Annotated in this window: 17 protein-coding genes and 1 pseudogene; 6 read left to right on the forward strand and 12 right to left on the reverse strand. The window is 72.6% G+C overall.

The window, feature by feature from the left end; translation table 11 throughout:
* The first annotated feature begins 95 nt into the window (after positions 1-95).
* Positions 96-1844 carry a glycosyl hydrolase family 18 protein gene (locus ACIPK4_RS29280; RefSeq protein ID WP_402317925.1) on the forward strand — a complete coding sequence of 583 codons (1749 nt, stop codon included), beginning with the start codon at positions 96-98 and terminating at the stop codon, positions 1842-1844.
* A gap of 148 nt (positions 1845-1992) precedes the next feature.
* Complete coding sequence (locus ACIPK4_RS29285) at positions 1993-2589, forward strand: HutD family protein (RefSeq protein WP_402317927.1); 597 nt, start codon at positions 1993-1995, stop codon at positions 2587-2589.
* On the opposite strand, the gene ACIPK4_RS29290 is transcribed toward ACIPK4_RS29285, so the two are convergent.
* The 10 genes from ACIPK4_RS29290 to ACIPK4_RS29335 form a co-directional block, all read right to left on the reverse strand.
* Positions 2561-3988 carry a GH1 family beta-glucosidase gene (locus ACIPK4_RS29290; protein WP_402317929.1) on the reverse strand — a complete coding sequence of 476 codons (1428 nt, stop codon included), beginning with the start codon at positions 3986-3988 and terminating at the stop codon, positions 2561-2563. The two genes, ACIPK4_RS29285 and ACIPK4_RS29290, sit on opposite strands and share 29 nt — an antisense overlap.
* A gap of 42 nt (positions 3989-4030) precedes the next feature.
* Positions 4031-4864 (reverse strand): carbohydrate ABC transporter permease, encoded by an 834-nt coding sequence (locus ACIPK4_RS29295; protein WP_402317932.1) that lies wholly within the window; start codon positions 4862-4864, stop codon positions 4031-4033.
* Entirely contained in the window at positions 4861-5799 is a 939-nt protein-coding gene (locus ACIPK4_RS29300) for a carbohydrate ABC transporter permease (RefSeq protein WP_402317934.1), read from the reverse strand. The genes ACIPK4_RS29295 and ACIPK4_RS29300 overlap by 4 nt, the downstream gene beginning before the upstream one ends.
* Entirely contained in the window at positions 5786-7096 is a 1311-nt protein-coding gene (locus ACIPK4_RS29305) for an ABC transporter substrate-binding protein (RefSeq protein ID WP_402317936.1), read from the reverse strand. Before ACIPK4_RS29305 ends, ACIPK4_RS29300 begins: the two co-directional genes overlap by 14 nt.
* Before the next feature lie 192 nt (positions 7097-7288).
* Positions 7289-8332 (reverse strand): LacI family DNA-binding transcriptional regulator, encoded by a 1044-nt coding sequence (locus ACIPK4_RS29310; RefSeq protein WP_402317939.1) that lies wholly within the window; start codon positions 8330-8332, stop codon positions 7289-7291.
* Between the two features lie 192 nt (positions 8333-8524).
* Complete coding sequence (locus ACIPK4_RS29315; protein ID WP_402317941.1) at positions 8525-9952, reverse strand: glycoside hydrolase family 16 protein; 1428 nt, start codon at positions 9950-9952, stop codon at positions 8525-8527.
* A gap of 259 nt (positions 9953-10211) precedes the next feature.
* Entirely contained in the window at positions 10212-11363 is a 1152-nt protein-coding gene (locus ACIPK4_RS29320) for an ABC transporter permease (RefSeq protein ID WP_402317943.1), read from the reverse strand.
* Positions 11360-12886, reverse strand: a complete 1527-nt coding sequence (locus ACIPK4_RS29325; protein ID WP_402317946.1) for a sugar ABC transporter ATP-binding protein — start codon at positions 12884-12886, stop codon at positions 11360-11362. The genes ACIPK4_RS29320 and ACIPK4_RS29325 overlap by 4 nt, the downstream gene beginning before the upstream one ends.
* Positions 12886-13947: a substrate-binding domain-containing protein gene (locus tag ACIPK4_RS29330; protein ID WP_402317949.1), complete on the reverse strand. Its 1062-nt coding sequence runs from the start codon at positions 13945-13947 to the stop codon at positions 12886-12888. The genes ACIPK4_RS29325 and ACIPK4_RS29330 overlap by 1 nt, the downstream gene beginning before the upstream one ends.
* A gap of 31 nt (positions 13948-13978) precedes the next feature.
* On the reverse strand, positions 13979-15505 hold the full coding sequence (locus ACIPK4_RS29335) for an NPCBM/NEW2 domain-containing protein (RefSeq protein ID WP_402318065.1): 1527 nt from the start codon (positions 15503-15505) through the stop codon (positions 13979-13981).
* A 467-nt stretch (positions 15506-15972) separates the two neighbouring features.
* Between ACIPK4_RS29335 and ACIPK4_RS29340 the strand changes: the two genes are divergently transcribed.
* Both ACIPK4_RS29340 and galT read left to right on the forward strand, forming a co-directional pair.
* Positions 15973-16869 carry a DeoR/GlpR family DNA-binding transcription regulator gene (locus ACIPK4_RS29340; RefSeq protein ID WP_402317952.1) on the forward strand — a complete coding sequence of 299 codons (897 nt, stop codon included), beginning with the start codon at positions 15973-15975 and terminating at the stop codon, positions 16867-16869.
* Positions 16866-17901: pseudogene (gene galT, locus ACIPK4_RS29345) on the forward strand (galactose-1-phosphate uridylyltransferase). Before ACIPK4_RS29340 ends, galT begins: the two are co-directional and overlap by 4 nt.
* A gap of 24 nt (positions 17902-17925) precedes the next feature.
* Here galT and ACIPK4_RS29350 read toward each other — a convergent pair.
* Positions 17926-18366 carry a MarR family winged helix-turn-helix transcriptional regulator gene (locus ACIPK4_RS29350; protein ID WP_402317955.1) on the reverse strand — a complete coding sequence of 147 codons (441 nt, stop codon included), beginning with the start codon at positions 18364-18366 and terminating at the stop codon, positions 17926-17928.
* A gap of 137 nt (positions 18367-18503) precedes the next feature.
* Here ACIPK4_RS29350 and ACIPK4_RS29355 point away from each other — a divergent pair, with 137 nt between their 5' ends.
* Complete coding sequence (locus ACIPK4_RS29355) at positions 18504-20012, forward strand: MFS transporter (protein WP_402317957.1); 1509 nt, start codon at positions 18504-18506, stop codon at positions 20010-20012.
* Between the two features lie 150 nt (positions 20013-20162).
* Positions 20163-20453 (forward strand): hypothetical protein, encoded by a 291-nt coding sequence (locus ACIPK4_RS29360; protein WP_402317960.1) that lies wholly within the window; start codon positions 20163-20165, stop codon positions 20451-20453.
* A gap of 58 nt (positions 20454-20511) precedes the next feature.
* Here the strand turns inward: ACIPK4_RS29360 and ACIPK4_RS29365 are convergent, their stop codons facing one another.
* Positions 20512-21342 (reverse strand): alpha/beta fold hydrolase, encoded by an 831-nt coding sequence (locus ACIPK4_RS29365; protein ID WP_402317963.1) that lies wholly within the window; start codon positions 21340-21342, stop codon positions 20512-20514.
* Positions 21343-21486: the final 144 nt, after the last annotated feature.

Here is a 21486-nt window from a genome sequence, read left to right on the forward strand (position 1 = left end):
CGGTGATTGAAGAGGTCTGGACCCTTGACCCGTTAGTTGGTCCAGACCAATCATGAGGCGTCCGCCCGTTCGCTCACGCCCCACCGGGAGCATCGATGAGACGTCCCAGGCCCCTGCATGCCCTGTCCGCGGCGCTGGCCACGGTCCTCGCGTCCGCCGGCCTCGTCCTCGGGGCGGGCGGCGCCGCCCACGCGGCGGCCCCGCTGCCCGCGCACGTCTTCGCCCCGTACTTCGAGGCGTACTCCTCCGACAGTCCCGCCGATCTCGCCCAGAAGTCCGGCGCGAAGTACCTGACGATGGCGTTCGTGCAGACCGAGGCCAAGGGCTCCTGCACCCCGTACTGGAACGGCGACAGGGGACGGCCCGTCTCGGCCGCCGTCTTCGGCGACGACTTCGCCACGATCCGCTCCCGCGGCGGAGACGTGATCCCCTCCTTCGGCGGGTACGCGGCCGACAACGGCGGCACCGAGATCGCTGACAGCTGCACCAGCGTGGACGCGATCGCCGCCGCGTACGAGAAGGTGATCACCACCTACGAGGTCTCCCGGCTCGACATGGACATCGAGGACAACTCGCTGACCGACAAGGCCGGTGTGGACCGCCGCAACCAGGCCATCAGGAAGGTGCAGGACTGGGCCGCCGCGAACGGCCGCCCGCTCCAGGTCTCGTACACCCTGCCCACCACCACGAACGGTCTCGCGGCCACCGGCCTGGCGGTCCTCCGGAGCGCCAAGGCGGCGGGCGCCCGGGTCGACGTCGTGAACCTGATGACCTTCGACTACTACGACGGCGCAGGCCACGACATGGCGAACGACACCCGGACCGCGGCCACCGGGCTCCACGACCAGCTCGCCGCCCTGTACCCGGCCAAGACCCCGGCCCAGTTGTGGGGCATGATCGGCGTCACCGAGATGCCCGGCATCGACGACTACGGGCCGGCCGAGACCTTCACCACCGCCGACGCGAACGCCGTCTACGACTGGGCCACCGGCCAGGGCATCAACACCCTGTCCTTCTGGGCGCTCCAGCGCGACAACGGCGGCTGCCCCGGGACCGGCGGCTCCGACACCTGCTCGGGCATCGCCCAGGACCCCTGGTACTTCAGCCACGCCTTCGCTCCGTTCACCGGCGGCGGGGGCCCGGTCGCCGACGACTTCTCGCTGGCCGTGGCGCCCGGCTCGGCCTCCGTCACCCCCGGCGGCTCCACCTCCGCGACCGTGAACACCGCGGTCGTCTCCGGAACCGCGCACACCGTCGCGCTGACCGCGTCCGGCGCACCCGCCGGAGTGAGCGCCGCACTCGACCCGGCGTCGGTCACGGCGGGCGGTTCGGCCCGGCTCACGCTCTCCGCGTCCGCCTCCGCCGCACCGGGCACCTACCCGATCACGGTCACCGGCACCGCGGGCGGGCTCACGCACTCGGCCCCCTTCACCCTCACGGTCTCCGGTCCCGGCGGCGGCGGCGCCCTGGTCAACGGCGGCTTCGAGAGCGGGAACCTCGCCCCGTGGACGTGCGAGAGCGGCGGCGCGGTCGTGGGCACCCCGGCGCACGGGGGCTCGTACGCGCTCAAGAGCGCCCCCACCGCCTCCCGGACCGGGGAATGCGCGCAGACCCTGACCCTCGCCCCGAACACGACGTACACGCTGGCCGGCTGGGTGCAGGGCAGCTACGCCTACCTGGGCGTGCGGGGCGGCGCGAACGCCAGTACGTGGACCGGCGCGGCAGGCTGGACGAAACTGACGGTCCCCTTCACGACCGGCGCCTCCGGAACGGTCACCGTCTACCTGCACGGCTGGTACGGCCAGGGCGCCGTGTACGGCGACGACCTCTCGGTCCAGCACTAGGCCCTGTCGTCAAACTGCCGGCCGCCCTCCGGGCGACGACGGGAGTTTGACGACAGGGCCTAAGGCCCTTGGGTAGGCTCGGCCCCGGCCGCCCGGGTACGCACCGCCCCGCGCAGGGCGGTGCGTACCCGACGGAAGGAACAGCGCCATGACCGGCGGCGACGAGGTCCGGATCCTGCGTGCGGGCGACCGCGCGGCGGTCGCCTGGAAGAACGGCGGCGGGGTGACCCGGGAGATCGCGGCCTGGCCGGAGGGGGCCGGCATGGCCGGCTTCGGGTGGCGGGCCAGCCTCGCCGAGGTCGACGCCGACGGTCCCTTCTCGGCGTTCCCCGGCGTCGACCGTACGCTGACGCTGGCCGAGGGCGCGGGGATGGACCTCAGCGTGTCCGGAGCCCGCCGCCGCGTCGACGAGCGTTACGCGCCGCAGGACTTCCCCGGCGACGCCCCCACCGACTGCCGGCTCCTCGACGGCCCCGTCGTGAACTTCAACGTCATGTACCGCCGCGACCTGGTCCGGGCGCACACCGCGGTGGTACGGGGCGCCCTCGCGCTGACCGCCGGGCCCGGGGAGACCCTGCTGGTGGTCGCCCTCCAGGGCCCGGCGGAACTCGAGGCCGCAGGTGTCGGCGAGCCCGTCGCCCTCGGCCCGTACGACGCGGTCCGCATCGGCGGGCCCGGTGCCTGCGCCCTGCGCACCCGGGGGCACGCGGCGGTGGTCAGGCTGGCAGCCCGCCCCGGGCGATGACGTCGGCGTACCAGCGGGCACTGTCCTTCGGGGTGCGCCGCAGGGTCGTGAAGTCGACGTGGACGAGGCCGAACCGCTTGCTGTAGCCGTACGCCCACTCGAAGTTGTCGAGCAGCGACCACACGAAGTACCCCCGCACGTCCGCCCCGTCGGCGATCGCCCGGTGCACCGCGGCCAGATGGCCGTGCAGGTACCCGATCCGCTCCGGGTCGTGCACCACGCCCCCGGGGCCCGCGCGGTCGGCGTACGCCGCGCCGTTCTCCGTGATCAGCAGCGGCACGCCCGGCAGTTCGTCGCGCAGCCGGACCAGCAGCTCGTGCAGCCCGTCCGCGTCCACGGGCCAGTCCATCGCCGTCCGCGGGCCCGGCGCCGGCACGAAGCGCACGTGCCCGTCGGCGCCCACCCACGGCGAGGGCCCGGCGGCCGGCCCGCCGCCGACGGGCTCGGGGCCGGTCCCGGCGGCGACGACCGTCGGGGAGTAGTAGTTGACGCCGAGCCAGTCGACCGGCGCCGCGGCGGCGGCCAGATCGCCGTCCCGGACGAAGGACCAGTCCGTCACGCCGGCGGTGTCACGGACCAGGTCCTCGGGCAGGCGCCCGTGGAAGACCGGGTCGAGGAAGATCCTGTTGCCCACGGCGTCGATCCGGCGCACCGCGTCCAGATCGGCGGCGGAGGGCGTCAGCGGCCGCAGCGCGTGCAGGTTGAGCGTCAGCGAGACCTCCGCGGACCGGGGGAGGGCCGCGCGCAGCGCCGCCGTGCCCAGGCCGTGCGCGAGGTTGAAGTGGTGCGCGGCGCGCAGCGCGGACTCCGGCTCGGTGCGGCCCGGGGCGTGCACCCCGGAGGCGTAGCCGAGGAAGGCCGCGCACCAGGGCTCGTTGAAGGTGGTCCAGGAGGCGACGCGGTCGCCGAGCGCCCCGGCCACGAGCCCCGCGTACTCGGCGAACCGCTCGGCGGTCTCCCGCAGTGGCCAGCCGCCCCGGTCCTCGAGTTCCTGCGGCAGGTCCCAGTGGTAGAGGGTGACGACCGGCCGGATCCCGGCCGCCAGCAGCGCGTCGACGAGGCGCCGGTAGAAGTCCAGGCCCGGCCGGGCGGCCGGCCCCCGGCCGGTCGGCTGGACCCGTGGCCAGGCCACCGAGAAGCGGTAGTCGCTCACGCCGAGCCGGGCGAGCAGGGCGACGTCCTCGGCCATGCGGTGGTAGTGGTCGGTGGCGGTGTCCCCGGTGTCGCCGCCGAGGACCTTGCCGGGGGTGTGGCTGAAGGTGTCCCAGATGGAGGGCGTCCGGCCGTGCAGGGCGGCCGCGCCCTCGATCTGGTACGCGGCGGTGGCCGTGCCCCAGCGGAACCCGGCCGGGAAGGTGAGGCCCGCCTCCGTGGCGGGAGAGGTGTCGAGCGTGGGCATGGAGGACTCCTGAAAAGATGGGGGAGGGCCGGGGCGGCTGCGTCAGCCCTTGACCGCGCCCTGCATGATGCCGCCGACGATCTGCCGGCCGAGCAGTCCGAAGACCAGCAGCACGGGCAGGGTGCCGAGCAGGGTGCCCGCCATGATCACGGACTGGTCGTGGACGTAGCCGCCGCCCAGCTGGCGCAGTGCGACCTGGACGGTCGGCTCCTGCGAGGACAGTGCGACGATCGGCCAGAAGAAGTCGTTCCAGGCCGTCATGAAGGTGAGCAGGCCCAGGACCGCCATGGCGGGGCGGGCGATCGGCACGACGACCGACCAGAAGATCCGGGCGTGCGAGGCCCCGTCCACCCGGGCCGCCTCGATCAGCTCGTCCGGCAGCGACTGGGCCAGGAACTGCCGCATGAAGAACACCCCGAAGGCGGAGACGAGCCCGGGCAGGACGACGGCCTGGAGCTGGTTCACCCAGTGCAGCCTGACGATCAGCATGAACAGCGGAATCACCCCCAACTGCGGCGGGATCATCATCGAGGCGACGACGGCGCCGAGCAGCGCCCCGCGGCCGCGGAAGCGCAGTTTGGCGAAGGCGAAGCCGGCCAGCGTGGCGCACAGCACCGTGCCGAGGGTGATCGCCCCCGAGACGATGAGGGAGTTGAGCAGTGCCTTGCCGATCGCGGCCTCGTCCAGCACCCCCTGCAGATTGTCCAGGAGCCGCGGACCGGGCAGCAGTGCGGGCACCGGGCGGGCCAGTTCGGCGTTCGAGCGGCTCGCGGCGACGAGGGTCCAGTACAGCGGGAAGGCGGAGACCAGCACCGCCGCGATCAGGACCGCGTACGTGAGCCTGCCGCCACGCCGGGCGGAGGTGCGCGCGCTCACCGGAGCGCCTCCTTGCGCGAACGGCGCTGCGCGGTCAGGGCGTTGACCCCGACCAGCACCGCGATCAGCAGGAACATCACCCAGGCGATGGCCGCCGCCCGGCCCAGGTGGAAGAAGCCCCAGCCCTGCTCGTACATGTACAGCCCCAGGGTCTGGTACTGGTGTGAGATGCCGCCGGAGACCGAGCCTTCGAACAGCAGCGGCTCGCCGAACAGCTGGGTGGCGCCGATCGTCGACACGATCGAGGTGAAGACGATCGTGGGACGCAGCCCGGGCAGGGTGACGTGGAGGAACTGCCGCCATCGGGAGGCGCCGTCGACCTCGGCCGCCTCGTACAGCTCGGCCGGGATCGTCTGCATGCCGGCGAGGTAGATCAGCGCGTTGTAGCCGGTCCACCGCCAGACCACGATGGAGGAGACGGCGATCTGGGAGGCCGCCGTGCCGTTCTGCCAGTCGACCGGGTGGAGGCCGGCCAGGGCCAGCAGGCGGTTGACGAGCCCGAAGTCGTGCCCGAAGAGCTGCGCGAAGATCAGCGAGGCGGCGGCGACCGAGGTCGCGTACGGCAGCAGCAGCGCGGTGCGCAAGAACGTGCGTGCGCGCAGCCGGTAGTTGAGGAGGTGGGCCAGGCCCAGGGCCATCAGCAGCTGGGGGACCGTGGACAGGACGCCGATGGTGAAGGTGTTGCGCAGCGCCGTCCAGAAGAACGGGTCGGTGAACAGCGCCGTGTAGTTGCCGAGGCCGCGCCACTCCAGCTCGCCGGGGGTCTGCAGTTCGGCGCGGTGGAGCGAGACGTACGCCGTGTAGAGCAGCGGGAAGATCCCGAACGCGGCGAACAGGACGAAGAAGGGAGCGAGGAAGGCGTACGGGGACAGCGCGGACGGCAGGCCGCGCCGCCGGCCGGGCGGCGCGGGCGCCGTCGGCTCAGCCGAGGGCATTCTTGACGGCCTTCTTCGCGTTCGCCCAGGCCGTGTCCGGTGCGGTGCCCTTGCGTTCGACCTCGCTCAGTGCGTTGTTGATCTGGTCGGCGATGTCCTTGTCGTGTACGCCGAGCACCTGGACGGGGGCCTGTTCCGCGGCGTCGCCGAAGATCTTGCCGATCGGCGCATCCGAGAAGTACGGGTCCCTGGCGTCGGCTATCCGGCTGATCGACTTGGTGGCGGACGGGAAGTTGGCCTGCTTGAGGAAGACCTTGGTCTGCTGTTCCGGGGCGGTCAGCCACTTGATCAGCTCGTACGCCTCCTTCTTGTGCCGGGCCGCGCTCGGGACCGCCAGGTAGGAACCGCCCCAGTTGCCCGGGCCGCCGGGCAGTTTCGCCACGTCCCACCTGCCCTTGCCGGCGTCCCCCGCCTGGCCCTTGATGTAGCCGAGCATCCAGGCGGGGCAGGGCAGGGTGGCGAAGGACCCCGAGGAGAACGCCTGGTTCCAGGGCGGCGACCACTGGTCCAGCTTGGCGCTGAGCCCCTCGCCCGCGGCCTTGACCGAGGTGTCCCAGGCGGCCTTCACGGCGGGGCTGTTCTCGTAGACCAGTGCGCCCGAGGCGTCGTAGTACCGCTCCTTCTCCTGGCCGACCATGACGGCGTTGAGGCTGCCCACGCTGTCGAGCCAGGCGCTGCCCGCCGGCGCCTTCTCCTTGTACTGGCGGCCGAGTTCGAGGTAGCCGTCCCAGGTGGCCCACCGCGCCGCCAGTTCGGTGCGGTCGGTGGGCAGGCCCGCGGCCTTCAGCAGGTCGCTGCGGTAACACATGGCCTCGGGGCCCACGTCGGTGCCCAGACCCAGCACCTTGCCGTCCTTCGTGGTCGCGGCGGACCACTTGGCGGGGGCGAACTCCTCCTTGAGCGCCCCGGCCCCGTACTGGGCGAGGTCCGTGAACTTGCCGGCCTGCTGCTGGGTGACCGACGCGATGCGGCCGACCTCGATGCCCTGGACGTCGGCCAGACCGCCGCCGCCCGCGAGGCGCGTCTGGAGGGACTTCCAGTAGTCCTGCTCGTCCTCGGTGTCCGTCTGCTTGATCTTGATGCCCGGGTGGAGCCGCTCGTACTCGGCGTACAGACCGGACTCCTGGTAGCCGAACGCGCCGAACAGGTCGATGGTGAGCGTGACGGAGCCGCCCGCGGCGTCCGACGAGGTGCCGCCCGGCCCGGACCCGGATCCGCAGGCGGCCAGGAGCACTCCCGTGAGTGCGACGGCGCCGAGGCGGGCCCCGGCTCTCAGGGCGGTTCGGGGAACGGACATGGGGCGGCCTCCTTGGCCTGGACGGGCAGGTGCGGGGGTGGGACTGCGCCACATTGAGAGCGCTCTCAAAGCGCGAGTGGAGCCTGCACCCGCAGCCCGGGCCCCGTCAAGAGTTGTACGCACACCCGCGCGCTTTCGTCCGCAATCACCCCTACCGCAGGGCGGGTTCACGCCGCGCGGACCCGTCGGCGATCAGCCGGAGGCGCGCCGCACCAGAGCCGTCGGGGTGACCACCGAGGCGGGTACGGTGCGTTCGCCCGGGGCCGTGTTCAGCGTCCGCAGCAGCAGCCGGGCCATCAGCCGCCCCATGCCCTCGATGTCCTGGCGCACGGTCGTCAGCGGCGGATCGGCACTCTCCGCCACCAGTTCGGCGTCGTCGAAGCCGACGAGGGCCACGTCCCCGGGCACGGCGAGGCCGCGCTCCCGCAGCACCCGCAGAGCGCCCGTCGCCATCAGGTCGTTCGCCGCGAACACCGCGTCGAGGTCCGGGCAGCGCCCCAGCAGTGCGGCCATCGCCGCGGCCCCGCCCGCAGCGGTGAAGTCCCCCTCCTCGGTCAGCGCGGGATCGGCGTCGAGCAGCACGTCCCGGTAGCCGTCGAGCCGGTCCACCGCCGAAGTCTGGTCCAGCGGCCCGGCGATGTGCGCGATCCGGCGCCGGCCCTGCTCCAGCAGGTACCGCACGGCCTCGCGGGCCCCACCGCGGTTGTCCGCGTCGACGTACGCCACGCCGCCGTGGCCCCCGGGCCCGGCGGTCCAGCCCGGCCGCCCCCCGTAGACCGTGGGCATGCCGATGCGCCGGGTGATCGCCGGCAGCGGGTCGTCGGTGTGCAGGGAGAAGGCGAGCGCCCCGTCGACGTGGCCGCCGGCCAGGTAGCGCTCGATGCGGTCGTAGTCCCCCCGGTCCTCCACCAGCAGCAGCACCAGCTGCGTGTCGTGCGCGGTCAGCTCCTTGCTGATGCCGCGGACCTGCCGGGAGAAGAAGGGGTCGGAGAAGATCCGGACCTCCGGCTCCGCGATGATCACCGCGACGGCTCCCGTGCGCCGTGTGACCAGGGTGCGGGCCGCCGGGTTCGGCACGTACCCGAGCTCCCGGACGGCCTCGCGGACCTTCTCCACCAGATGGGCGCGCACGCCCTCGCCACCGTTGACGACCCGGGACACGGTGGCCCGGGACACCCCGGCGCGCTCCGCCACGGCCTCCAGCGTGGGGCGGTGGGCGGGAAGCTGTTCGGGCACGGGCGCTCCTTCTGCGTCTCCGGGGCCTGTTGGCTCGCCGGACAGCAGGGTAACCCGTGCCTCCGGGAGCCTGAGAGCGCTCCCGGAGGCACGGGCGGGGGTCACCGGCCGATGCCGAGGGTCAGCCCGGTAGGAGGCTCCGCGTTGCCGAGGATCTGCACCGACGACTGGCCGTTCACGTCGTCGTGGGGGTCAGTGGCCGAAGGCGAACCAGTTGACGTTCACGTAGTCGGCGCCCTGGCCGCTGGTGAAGGTCAGGTACACGTCGTGCGTGCCGGTCACGGCGCTGATGTTCGCCGGGACGGTCCTCCAGCTCTGCCAGCCGCCGGTGTTCGCGACGGAGAAGCTGCCGACCGGCGGACCGGTACGGCTGTCCAGGCGGACCTCGACGAGTCCGCTGACCCCGCCGGCCGCCCCGCTCGCGACCCGGCCGAGGAACTGGTGCGCGGCCGCGGAGCCGAAGTCGACCCCCTTGTACAGGGCCCAGTCGCCGTTCGCGATCGTGCTGAGGTTCCGGCCGCCGCCGGTGTCGGTGGTGGTCTCGGTGGCCAGCCCGCCCTGGCCGTCGTACGACTCGGCCTCGATGGTGCCGTACGCGTCGCGGCCGCCGGGCGGGGCAGTAGTCGGGGGCGTCGTGGGGGGTGTGGTCGGCGGGGTCGTGCCGCCCGTCGACCGCAGTACGCTGACGTAGTCGACGACCATCGGGTGGCCGGGCTGGGTGCCCGCGTCGGGTCCACCGCCGAAGGCGTCCGGGAAGCCGCCGCCCATGGCGACGTTCAGGATGACGAAGTACCCGTGGTTCGTGGCGTTGGTCCAGGTGGCGGCGTCCACCTGGTTCGCCCGCACGGTGTGGAAGACGACTCCGTCCAGGGAGAAGCGCATCTCCTCCACGGCGGTGGACCGGTCCCACTCCACCGCGTACGTGTGGAACCCGCCCTGGCAGGTGGTGCCGGAGCAGGCGCGCTGGCCTCCGATGCCGGACGTCTCGTTGCACGGGCCGCCCGGGCTCGTACCGCAGTGCATCGTGGCCCACTCGTTGTTGATGCCCTGGACGTTCTCCATGATGTCGAGCTCACCTATGCCGGGCCAGTTCCACCAGTTGCCGCGGAAGGGCGCGCCGAGCATCCAGAACGCCGGCCAGTAGCCCTTCGCCGCCGCGCCGGTGACGTTCGGCATCTGGATCCGGGCCTCGGTGCGGAGCTTGCCGCCCGCCGGGGGCTGGAAGTCGGAGCGGCGCGTCTCGACGCGGGCGGAGGTCCAGTGGCCGGCGGCGTCCCGGAGCGGGGTGATCCGGAGGTTCCCGGCGCCGTCGAGGGAGACGTTCGAGGGGTCCGCGGTCATCGTCTCGACCTCGCCCGTACCGAAGTTGGCGGGGCCGCCGGGGTAGCTCGTCCCGGTGGTGTACTGCCACTCGGCGGTGTTCACACCGGATCCCGCGGGCCCGTTGAAATCGTCCAGGAACACCTGGGACCAGCCCGCCGGGGCCGGCGGAGCGGCGGCGCCCGCGGGCGCCGTGACCACCGCGGCGGCCGCCGCGGCCACGGCCAGCGTGCCGAACGCGGCGATGACGGCCCGCCGGACGGACGAGAGCCTTCTGCTTCTTCCGGATGTCTGACGCATGGGTGCCCTCTCTGAAGCGCCGTGGGGCGCGGTGCGGGGGGAGGTAGGCGGCTGCTTGAGAGCGCTCTCACGCAGCACCGGTGGACACTGTCCTCCCCGTGTTCCACGGGCGTCAAGACTTTGAACCCGTCAAAGAGGTTATGGTCCAAGGGAGTTCATTGGTTGAAGGGCGGGGCCTGTGGGACGGTGCCGCCCCGCACACCCGAGCCCGTCGGGCGGCCCGTCGGGCCGCCCTCTCCAGTGGGCCGTCAGGTGAGCCTCAGGTGGGCAGCCCCACCGCCCGCTCCCGGGCCCGCCGCTTCTGGATCACCACGGCCACCACGAGCAGGGCGCCCTGGGCGACGTTCTGCCAGAAGGGGTTGACGCCCTGCACCGTGAGCCCGTTGTCCAGCGCCCCGAGCAGGGTGATGGCCAGCAGCGTGCCGCCGACCCCGCCCTTGCCGCCCGCCAGCAGGCAGCCGCCGAGGGCGGCGGCCGTGATCGCCTTCAGTTCGAGGCCCTCGCTGCCGGAGACGGGGTGACCGAACCCGGTCCGGGCGGTGAGCAGGACCCCGGCGACGGCGGCCACCACCCCGGCCAGACCGTAGACGGCGATCAGGTACTTGTTGACGTCGATGCCGGCCAGCCGCGCGGCCGTGTCGTTGCCGCCGATCGCGTAGATGTTGCGCCCGATGTCGGTCGATCCCAGCAGCAGGTGGATGGCCAGGGTGACCACGGCGAGCACCCACAGCAGCACCGGGACCCCGGCGATCGAACCGTTCGCGAGGAAGACGAAGACGTCGTCGTTGCTGACGTACCCCTGGGCCGCGCCCTTGGACAGCAGCTGCGCGACCCCCTTGTACGCGGCGAGGGTGGCCAGCGTCGCGATGACCGGGTTGACCCGGCCGAAGACGATCACCGCTCCGTTGAGGAGTCCGGCGAGCAGGCCCGCACCGAGCGCGGCGGCGATGCCGAGCAGGGCGTTCCCGCCGGTGGACGTGAACACCATGGCGGAGACGACCGAGGCCACGCCGACCTGGGAGCCGACGGAGATGTCCAGCGCGCCGCAGATGATCACCACGGTCTGGACGAGGGCGAGCAGCCCGGAGATGGTCACCGCGTCGCCGATGACCTTGATGTTGGCCCACGTCAGGTAGGCGGGGTTCAGCCAGCCGAAGAAGGCCAGCACCAGCACCAGGGCGCCGGTCAGGCTGAGGTTCTGGCCGCCGACGGAGCGCAGGACCACCCCGAACCGCCGCCCGGGCTCCGCCACGGGCCTGCCCTGCCCGGCGGCGGCCGTCACCTTCACCTCGGTCGCCGCCGCCTCCGGGGTGTCCGAGGTCACTGGGGTGTCCGGGGTCTCCGACGTCTCCGGGGTGTCCGGGGTCTCCGAGGTCACCGGCGTCACCGGGTCGGCCTGGTTCGCGTTCACTGGGATCCTCCGTCGCCCGTCGCCGTCGTGGTCAGGTCCTGCGCCATCGCCAGGGCGAGGACGGCCTCCTCGGTGGCCCCGGCGCGGTCCAGCTCGCCCGTGATCCGGCCGCCCTGCATCACCAGAACCCGGTCGGCCAGCCCCAGCACCTCGGGCAGTTCGGAGGAGATGACCAGCAGCGCCACCCCCGCCTGCGCGAGGTCCGCGATGATCCGGTAGATCTCGGCCTTCGCGCCGACGTCGATGCCGCGGGTCGGCTCGTCGAGGATCAGGACCTTGGGTCTGCGGGCCAGCCAGCGGGCGAGCACCACCTTCTGCTGGTTGCCGCCCGACAGCGTGCGCACCTCCCGCTCCACCGACGGGGTCCGCACGCGCAGCCGGCCGGTGTACTCGCCGGCGAGTTCCCTCTCGGCCGCCCGGCGCACGAAGCGCAGGCGGCTCAGCCGGTCCAGCACGGCCAGCGCGATGTTGTCGCGGACCGAGCGGTCGAGGAACAGCGCCTGCGCCTTGCGCTCCTCGGGGGCGAGGCCGATGCCCGCGCGGATCGCGTCGGAGGGCCGGCGCAGCCGCAGTTCCTCGCCCAGCACCGAGACCGTTCCGCCGCGCAGCGGGAGGTCGCCGATCAGTGCCCGGGCGAGCTCGGAGCGCCCGGCGCCGACCAGCCCGGCCAGCGCCACCACCTCGCCCTCCCTGACCTGGAGGCTGATGTCGCGCACGTCGTCGGTGGTGACCCCGCGGACGTCCAGGACGACCCGGTCGCGGGCCACGTGCGGGCGCGCGAACACGGCGGACAGGTCCCGGCCCACCATCATCCGTACGATGTCGCCCTCGTCCGTGGCGGCGGCGTCCGCGACGCAGACCAGCGCCCCGTCGCGCAGGACGGCCACCCGGTCGGCCAGCCGGAAGATCTCCTGCATGCGGTGGGAGACGTAGACGACCGCGAGCCCCTGGTCGCGCAGTCTGCGGATCAGCGCGAACAGGGCCTCCACCTCGTGCTCGGACAGGGAGGAGGTGGGTTCGTCGAAGGCCACCACCTTCGCCTCCCCGGTCAGCGCCCGCAGGATCTCCACCAGTTGGCGCTGGGCCGGGGTGAGCCGGATGCCGGGGGTGTCCGCGGCGAGCGCGTGCCCGAAGCCGATCCGGTCCAGGTCCTCCCGGAGCCGGCGGCGCAGCGCCGCCCGGTCGAAGCGGCGGACGCCGCGCGTGGGAAGCGCGCCGAGGTAGACGTTCTCGGCGACCGTGAGGTGCGGGACGATCTCCGGTTCCTGGGGGATGAGCCGGATGCCGGCCGCCCGGGCGTCCGCCGGTGAGCGCAACCGCACCTGGACGCCGTCGACGTGGACCGTCCCGGAGTCGGCCGGCCGGTCACCGCAGACGATCTTCAGCAGGGTGGACTTCCCCGCGCCGTTCTCGCCCATCAGCGCGGTGACCGAACCGGCCGGGAAGTCCAGGCTGACGTCCTGAAGGGCCGGGACCCCGGCGAAGCTCTTCGTGAGACGGTCCACCCGCAGTCCGGACGTCATCACTTGCAGCCGAATCCGGCGTCCCGCCAGTTGCCGGCGTCGACCATCCTGGTCGGGGCGAAGGCCTCGGGGGTGAACTCCGTACCGTTCCTGAGCTTGTCGTACATGGCCTGGACGGCCAGTTTCCCGACCTCGTCGCCGGGGATGTAGAGCGCCGCCTTCATCCCGTTGTCGGCGCCCGCCTGCCAGTCCTTGCAGGCCAGATAGGCACCGAGGCCGACGCCGACGATGTCCGAGCCCTTGACGCCCGTGTTGTTCAGGCCCTTGACCCCGCCGGAGACGTTCTCGTCGTTGCAGCCCATGACCACCCAGTGCCTGACGCCCTGGTTGGCCGTGACCGTCGCCTCGACCTTGGCCTGCGCGCCGGCCGGGGTGTTGTCCGTACCGAGCTCGATCGTCTGTACCTCGGGGGCGCCGGCCGCCTTCCACGCGGCCCTGGCCCCGTCGATCCGGTCGGTGCAGACGGTGGTGTCCTGCTTCCACGCGTAGACGATCCGGGTGTCCGCCGGGCTCCAGCCCGCCTTCGTGAACTCGGCCGCGGCCCGCTTGCCGACCTCGCCGCCCATCTGGACCCCCGAGAAACCCACGCGCGCCACCAGATCGGCCTTGCCGCACGCCGCGGGCCGGGGTCCGCTGACGCACACCTGGTCGTCGGAGGTGAGCAGCGGGATCCCCGCCTTCCTGGCCTCGGCGGCGACCTGGGGGCCGACCGCCGACTCCGGCACGACGATGATGATGCCCGAGTTCTTCTGTGCGATCGCCGACTTGACCTCGGTGACGGTCTTCGAGGCGTCGTTGCCGAGGTTGACGACGGTGAGCTTGACGCCCAGTTCGGCGGCCTTCTTCCTGGCGCCGGCGGCCTCGGAGACGAAGTACTCCTGGTCCCCCTGCTTCTGCAGGTACGCGATGGAGACGGGGCCGCCCGCCTTCGGGCCGGCGCCCGTTCCCCCTCCCGTTCCCGGGACGGAGGCGGGCCTGCCGGAGGAGCAGGCCGCCAGGGCGAGTGCCAGCGCGAGTGCACCGGCCGGGGCGGCTGCGCGGTGGTACCGGTTCATGGACATGTACGCGTGCTCCCTCATCGGGCCGGATGGGTCAGGCGCAGGTGAGCCGGGGCGCCGCCCAGTCCGCGTGGTCGTAGTCGACGCCGTTGCCGCCGTCGGTGACGACGAGCCGCAGCGTCTGGCCGCCGGTCAGGTCGGCGCTGAGCCTCCTGGCCGCGTCGGCCGTGGTGACGACTCCGCTGTCGGCGACCTTGGTGGTGTCCCGGTAGATCTGGAAGGCGACCGCACCGGTGAAGGCGCTCTCGTCGTCGACGCCGACGTCCACCGTCAGTGCGCTGCACCTGCCGCCGAGGTGGTAGGTCACGGTGCTGGGCGCGTGGACGCCCAGGCCCTTGGCGTACGCGGTTCCGCCCACGGTGAGGGTCCTGCCGTCGCCGGCCGCCTGCTCCCCGTTGCTCCGGTCCTTCTCGACCGCGCCCCAGCCGCTGCTCACCCCGGTCCAGGGCAGGTCGGACAGGTGGGAGGTGCCGGCCGGCGGGAGCGGCGCCGGCCCGGGGGTGATCCGGTACACGACGGTGGCGTGCGGGGCGACCGAGGCGCTGACGGTTCCGCTGGTGTTGACCGAGGCGGCCTTCGTCCACAGCTCCTTGAGGGCGTAGGGGCCGCGGTTGCCGATGCCGAGGGCGTCGGTTCTGGCGGAGATCGTGGCGGTGGTGCCCGTCTCGTTGGTCAGGGACAGCGCCCGGTCGCCGTTGGACAGTTCCTTCGTCATCACCACCAGGCCGCCCGCGCTGGAGACCACCGTTCCCTGCTTGCCGAGGGGGTCCTGGTCCAGGGCGATCACGTCGGGGTTGGAGAGGATGTCGAAGGTCTCGGCCGTCGCCTTGCGCAGGTCGCTGCCGATCAGCAGCGGCGCCGACATCATCGACCAGAGGGTGAAGTGGGTGCGGTACTCGGCGGCGGTCATGCCGCCGTTGCCGACCTCCAGCATGTCGGGGTCGTTCCACTGGCCGGGGCCCGCGTACGGGGCCAGCGGCTGGTTCCGGTGCGCGATGGAGATCATCGAGGACCAGCTGTCGCTGATGTCCCCGGTGGTGCGCCACAGGTGGCCGACGCCGGACGCCCAGGTCCAGGGCTGGTTCTCGCCCCATTCGCACAGCGAGAAGACGATGGGACGGCCCGTCCTCTTCAGCGCGGCGGCCATGTCGGTGTACCGCTTCTTCGCGTCCACGCCCTGGTTGTTGCAGTTGTCGTACTTGAGGTAGTCGACGCCGAAGGAGGCGAACAGGGCGGCGTCCTGCTGCTCGTGGCCGAGACCGCCGGGGAAGCCCGCGGTGTCGCAGGTCCTGGTGCCGGCGCTGGTGTAGATCCCGAACTTCAGGCCCTTGGCGTGCACGTAGTCGGCGAGGGCCTTGATCCCGCCCGGGAAGCGGACGGGGTCGGGGACCAGGTTGCCGGAGGCGTCGCGGTTCGGCAGGGCCCAGCAGTCGTCGAGGTTGACGTACTGGTAGCCGGCGGCCTTGAGGCCCTTGGCGACGAAGAGGTCGGCGATGCCCTTGACCATCGTCTCGTTGAACTCGGCTCGGCAGTGGGTGGAGTTCCAGTTGTTGAAGCCCATCGGCGGGGTCAGTGCCTGACCGTCGGCGACGGCGGCGGCGGGGGCGGCGCCCGCGATCACCGCGCTACCGGCCAGCGCGGCGGCCCCCGCGGCCGGGGCCAGTAACGGCAGGGCCGCGAAGACCGCCGCCAGACGGCGCCCGACGGCGCTTCGTAACGTGTGCACAGACGGCTCCTGGGGGGAGTGGGGCCCGGAGTTCCGGGAGAGCGTGTGCGGAAGAGCGTCCTGACGGTACGTCGGTTCCCGCAGAAGCCCTCAGGAACGAACGGACTCCAACGGGAAGGCCCACATCACACGGCAACCGCAGGGACATGTCAAGGTAGCGGACTGCGTCAATCCGCCGCTGCGCCCGCGACCGCAGCGTTCAACTGCGGCTTTGTCGGACTCTGTTGACTTCTGTTCGTTCCGTCAGGATGCTTCTGGCGACCGGACCGGGGACGCCGGTGCCCCAGGAGAGGAACCTCCGCATGGCCGATCCCGGCAGCCTGCTGGCCCATCAGCGCCGCGCCCTCATCCTCGAAGAGGTCCGCCGGCGCGGCGGGGTGCGGGTGAACGAGCTGACCCGCTCCCTGAACGTCTCCGACATGACCGTGCGCCGGGACCTGGACGTCCTCGCCCGCGAAGGCCTGCTCCGCAAGGTGCACGGCGGCGCGGTCCTCGGCGACGAGGCGAGCAGCCACGAGCCCGGGTTCGAGGCCAAGTCGGAATGGGAGACGGCCGCGAAGCAGGCCATCGCCAAGGCGGCGGCCGCCCTCGTCGCACCGGGCTCGGCCATCGCCCTGTCCGCCGGAACCACCACCCATGCGCTGGCCCGGCAGCTGACCGAGGTCCCCGGCCTCACCGTGGTCACCAATTCGGTCCGCACCGCCGAGGTCTTCGAGGCCGCGCGCCGGACCCCGAGCGCCGCGAGCACCACGACGGTCATCCTCACGGGCGGCATCCGCACCCCCTCCGACGCGCTCGTCGGACCCATAGCCGACCAGGCCATCCGCTCCCTCCACGTCGACCTGCTCTTCCTCGGCTGCCACGGCCTGGGCGCCACCACCGGGCTGACCACGCCGAACCTCGGCGAGGCGGAGACCAACCGGGCCTTCCTCCGCTCCGCCCGGCGCACGGCGCTCCTCGCCGACCACACCAAGTGGTCGACCGTGGGGCTCACCACCTTCGCCGCCCTGGAGGAGGTCGACGTCCTGGTCACCGACTTCCTTCCCGCGGAGGAGGCCGCCGCGGTCACCGAGCGGGTCGGCGAAGTGCTGGCGGCCGTGCCCCCCGCCCCACCCGCGCCGCCTCCCGTGCTGCCGCCTCCCGTACCTGCCGTACCTCCCGTACCTGCCGTTGCTCCCGGGCGGGACCACCGGCGGTGAGGAAGACCCGTACGACCCTGTCCGACGGCCGGGCGCTGATCTACTACGACGACGGGGCCGGCGCCGGGGAGGCGGTGCCGGCCCGCCCCGACCCCCGCGGCCTGCCGCCCGCCGCGACGCACTCCGAGCGGCGGCACGACCGGCTGCTCGACGAATGGGTGGTGATCGCCTCGCACCGCCAGGGCCGCACCCACCTGCCGCCCGCCGACCGGTGCCCGCTGTGCCCGTCGGCCCCGGGCCGGTCCACCGAGATCCCGGCCCCCGACCACCAGGTCGCGGTCTTCGAGAACCGCTTCCCCGCCCTGTCCGGACCGGGCGGGGGCCGCTGCGAGGTGGTCTGCTTCAGCTCCGACCACGACGCCTCGTACGCAGGCCTCGGGCCGGCCCGGGTCCGTACCGTCCTCGCCGCCCTCGCCGACCGCACCGCCGAGCTCGCCGAGCTCCCGGGCGTGGAGCAGGTGTACTGCTTCGAGAATCGGGGGCCCCGAGATCGGCGTCACGCTCACCCACCCGCACGGCCAGGTGTACGCGCTGCCCGTCCTCACCCCGCGCACCCGGCGCACGCTCGACACCGTCGCGCGCCACCACCGGGCCACCGGCCGCAACCTCTTCGACGAGGTCCGCGACGAGGCCCTGGCCGACGGCAGCAGGGTGGTGCTCGCGGGGGACCACTGGAGCGCGTTCGTACCGGAGGCCGCGCGCTGGCCGTACGAGGTGCACCTCTACCCGCACCGGCGCGTCCCCGACCTGGCCGCCCTGACCGAGTCCGAACGGGCCGAGCTGGCCGTACTCCACCCGGACCTGCTCGGCCGCTTCGACCGGCTGTTCCCCACGCCGGCCCCCTATATCTCGGCCTGGCACCAGGCCCCCGTACGCACCGGCCGGCAGCTGTACGCGCTGCACCTGGAGCTGTTCACCACCCGGCGCGCCGCGGACAAGCTCAAGTACCCGGCCGGCACGGAGTCGGGGATGGGCCAGTTCATCAACGACATCGCGCCGGAGCGGGCGGCCGCGGCGCTGCGCGGGGTCTGACGGCCGGCGCGGGCGCCCGCCGGCTCAGGCGTCCTTCTCCATGGTCGGCCGCAGCCGCCCCAGCAGGGCGTAGAGGGTCGCGCTCTCGGCCTCGTCGAGGGTGTCGAGGGCGCCGTGCGTCGCCTGCATCTCCTCGCGCACCCGCCGGATGATCTCCCGGCCGGCGTCGGTGGCGACGACGTTCTTGACGCGGCGGTCCGCGGGGTCCGGCTCGCGTCGTACGAGCTCACGGGCCTCCAGACGGTCCACGATCCCGGTGACGTTCGATGCGTCACACACCAGGAGGGTGGCCAGGCCGCGCATCGGGAGCGGGCCGTTGAGCTGGGCGAGGACCCGGGCCTGGGTGGAGGTGAGGCCGTAGTGGGCCGCCGCGGCCGCGAAATCGCGCCACTGGGCGGTTCCGATGGCGGCGAGCAGCTCCAGCAGCTCGAGCTTGGTGGGGGTGTGGGGGGTGGCGGTGCTCATGCCGGAAGCCTACTCAGGATGGTTGACATTATCAATTGTTTACTTGACCCCTTTAACTATTGACGTCTACCGTCTACGGAGTTACTTCATGACATCAAACATCTGCGATCTGAAGCACTAAGAAGGTCCTGCCAGACATGAGCACCGCCGCCCCCACCCCCGCCGAGGCCAAGAACAGGAACGAGACGGTCATCGTCTTCGCCCTGAGCCTTGCCGCCATGGTCGTGTCGATGATGCAGACCCTGCCGGTCCCGATCCTGGGCCTCATCCGCACCGACCTGGGCACCTCGACCGCCAACGTGAGCTGGGTGACCACCGCCACGCTGCTGTCGGCCGCCGTCTTCACCCCGCTGCTCGGCCGCTTCGGCGACCAGCACGGCAAGAAGCCCACGCTGGTGGCCGTCCTCGGCGTCATGGTCGCCGGTTCCGTCATCGCCGCGCTCGCGACCTCGCTGCCGCTGCTGATCCTGGGCCGCGTCCTCCAGGGCGCCGCCACCGCGATCTTCCCGCTCGCCCTGTCGGTGCTGCGCGAGGAAGTCCGCCCGCAGAAGCTCCCCGGCGCGATGGCCCTGGTCAGCGGCACCCTCGCGTTCGGCAGCGGCCTGGCGCTCGTCGCCACCGGCCTGCTCACGTCCGGCTCCGACGCCGACTACCGCAACGCCTTCTGGATGGCGACCGGCTTCGCGACCCTCGCCCTGCTCGCCGTCGCCTTCCTGGTCCCCGCCACCCGGCACAAGACCGGCGGCCGCACCGACTTCCTCGGCGCGCTGACCCTCGGCATCACCCTCCTGCTGCTCCTGCTGCCCATCTCGCAGGGCCACGAGTGGGGCTGGACCTCCGGCCGCACGCTGGGCAGCTTCGCCGGCGCCGCCGTGATGACCGCCGTCTGGGTCTTCACCGAGCTCAAGGTCAGCGAGCCGCTCGTGGACATGCGGATGTTCGTCCACCGGCCGGTCCTCATGGCCAACCTGGCCGGCATCCTCGTCGGCTTCGGCATGTTCGCGAACTTCCTCGGCGTCTCGTACCTCGTCCAGATGCCGCAGAAGCTCACCGGCTACGGGTTCGACGCCTCCATCCTGCGCGCCTCCGTGCAGTTCCTGCTGCCCGGCGCGATCGTCTCGCTCCTGGCCTCGCCCGTCGGCGGCCAGCTGGTCCGCCACCGCGGCCCGCGCGTGGCCCTCGGTCTCGCCGCCGCGCTCGGCGCCGCCGGCTTCGGCTGGCTCGCGCTCGACCACGGCCACAGCTACTCGGTGATCGGCGCCGGCCTGATCGTCGGCGCGGCCGTCAGCTTCGGCTACGCGGCCATGCCTGCCGTCATCATGGCGAGCGTCCCGCACCACCAGAGCGGCATCGCCAACGGCATCAACTCGATCTCCCGCTCCACCGGAAGCGCGATCGGCAGCGCCATCGTCACCACGATCCTGGCGTCGAAGACCATCGAGCACCTGCCCGCCGGCGTCCCGGCCCTGCCCGCCGAGTCCGGGTTCACCCTCACCTTCTGGATCGGCGCCGTCGCCTTCGCGCTGGTCGCGGTGATCAGCTGGCTCGGCCTGCGCGGAGCGCACGGCCCGCGCACCGTCGAGGCGGGCGTGCCCGCCGCCGGCGCCGCGAAGGTGACGGAGCCGGAGCCGGTCCGGACCGCCTGACCCGGCTCTGCCACAGCTCTGACCTGGCCCGACGAAGGGGCGGCACCGTTCGCGGATGCCGTCCCTTCGTTTGCGTGCTGTCCTGTCCGTGGGGAGACGCCGCCACCCGGCGGTGAGGAATCCGTCCCGGCACGCGAGGAGTGACCTGCCATGGCGATCCTGATGCACGCCACCGTCCCCGGCATCACGTCGGACCAGTACGACGTCCTCCACGCGAAGCTCCTGGAGATCCCCGGGATATTCGAGGGCTGCCTCTCCCACGTCTGCATCGCATCCGCCGAAGGCCTGCACATCTACGACCTCTGGGAGAGCGAGCTGCACATGAACGTCTTCGCCGAGAAGATGATGCCCGTCGCGCAGGCGCTCGGCTGGGAGTCCGCGGGCGACCGCCCCGAGGTGTTCCCCGTGTACAACTACGGCTTCCCCGGGGTGAAGGCGTAGCCGGCGAAGCCCGGAACGGGCCGCGGGAGTCGAACGGCCTCAGGCCCAGGGGCCGGCCTCAGGCCCGGGCGAAGGCCCGCAGGTCCTCGTTGAGGCGGTCTGCGTGCGTCGCGAACAGCCCGTGCCCGGCGTACTCGTACACGTGCAGACGCGCACCCGGGACCAGATCGGCCGCCCGTCGGCCGGTCAGCTCCAGCGGGGCGGACACGTCGTCCGAGCCGTGGACGACCAGCACGGGACAGTCGATCTTCACCAGCTCCGGCACCAGGTTCAGCCCGGCCACCACCTCGCCCAGTGCCACGCCCGCCCGCGCCGTCGCCCCGTGACAGCGCCCCACCATGTACGCCACGTACGCGTCCGAGACCGGCGGTCCCGGCAGGTGGCGGGCGAAGAACGCCTCGGCGCCCTCGGCGAAGAACCGGGCCCGGTCCGCGCGGAAGGCCGCGTTGACCGCATCCAGCACCTCCGGGGCCACCCCGTCCGGATGGTCCGTCGAACGGGCGGGTCCGGGTGCCATCCCCGCGACGAGGGCGAGGCGCGCCACCCGCTCGGTGCCGCGCAGGGTCAGGTGCCGGACCGCCTCGGCCGCACCGACCGAGTGGCCGATCAGGGTGACGTCCCGCAGGTCCAGGTGGTCGAGCAGCGCGCCCAGGTCCCCGGCGAGGATGTCGAGGTCGAAGCCGCCCCAGACGTCGTCGGACCTGCCGTGTCCCCGGCGGTCGAGACCCACGCACCGGAAGCCCTCGGCCGCCAGCGGCAGCATCTGGTACTCCCACATCTCCGTGGCGAAGTACGCACTGTGGACGAAGACGAGGACGGGCCCGTCCGCCGGCCCGTAGTCCACGAAGTGGAGGCGGGTTCCGTCGGTGCTGCTCTCGAAGTACGGCATCGCGGTGGTCCCTTCAGAGGTGGCTGTGCGCTGTGCCGCCCATCCTCGCCCCGCCGTCTCCACCGGGTCCATTACCTCCGGGGTCATGCGCGGGTGGACGCACCCGGCGCCGTCGCGGGCGCCGCACCGGGATGTGCGCGCGCC

This window comes from Streptomyces sp. NPDC086989, from assembly GCF_044745505.1.
GTDB lineage: Bacteria > Actinomycetota > Actinomycetes > Streptomycetales > Streptomycetaceae > Streptomyces.